Below are 812 nucleotides of genomic sequence, written 5' to 3'. Positions count from 1 at the left end.
TTAGCGGGGTGTTCGTAAGACAGTTAAATAGGCAAAAGGCGTGACGAAAGTGATCACGCCTTTTTTCATGTAAGGATAGCCGCATAGCGGCGCAAGGGATGGATCCCCTTGTACGGAACGCAGTGACGCACCCCAGATATTCAGGGGGCCGAGCTGTTCGGTCTCGCAGAGCGCACATACGGGTTTAACCCGTATAGAAGTGCGCCCTTAGTATCAGTTCGACAAATCTTAATTTGACTTACTTCTTCACTCTTTTTGATAAATGAAGTTCATTATCATCTACATATCCAAGTTTATTATATACAGTTTGTGCAACAAGATTTTCTTGTCCTGTTAGAAGTTCATATTTGTCAAGTGGATAATTCTTACTGCAATAAGCCTCTGCAAAAGTAATCATCTCACTCGCTAAGCCTCTTTTTCTGTATGCTGGTTTAACATACACTTCTGTAATTTCAGGCATATATTCATCATAGCAGAACGATTTTTTAAGCTGAACACAAACAAATCCAACTAACATATCATCTTCATCAGCAACGATAACAACTTCCTGTTTATTATTCATAAGGGAATTTCTAATATTGTCTATGCTTGTATCGCCCTCACCATTAAATTCGTTGTTTAAGATGTTTAATTGCTCCGCATCATTTACAGTTGCTATTCTTACCATTACAACCTCCATAAATTATTATCTATTCGACCTATTCAAGTTTATCGGTCTGTTTAATCATATACATACGGCTTCAATTTATACAAGAACAGTCCCGGCAGACATTACTGCCGGGACTGAAACTGTTTTACGAATGCTCCCGATT

General features: G+C 38.8%; 1 protein-coding gene. It reads right to left on the bottom strand.

Going from position 1 to position 812, the window contains the following annotated elements:
• Positions 1-238: 238 nt before the first annotated feature.
• Positions 239-679 (bottom strand): GNAT family N-acetyltransferase, encoded by a 441-nt coding sequence (locus ACTNBY_RS09300; RefSeq protein ID WP_079268190.1) that lies wholly within the window; start codon positions 677-679, stop codon positions 239-241.
• Between the last annotated feature and the right edge of the window lie 133 nt (positions 680-812).

Source organism: Collinsella sp. HCP28S3_E12 (assembly GCF_052065595.1).
In the GTDB taxonomy this organism is placed as follows: domain Bacteria; phylum Actinomycetota; class Coriobacteriia; order Coriobacteriales; family Coriobacteriaceae; genus Collinsella.
The sequence above is the reverse complement of the archived record's forward strand: the minus strand, read 5'-3'. Positions and strand labels throughout refer to the sequence as shown.

Excerpts from the sequence above, each read along its gene's own strand:
- ACTNBY_RS09300 (WP_079268190.1), bottom strand. The coding sequence starts at position 679 with ATGGAGGTTGTAATGGTAAGAATAGCAACTGTAAATGATGCGGAGCAA.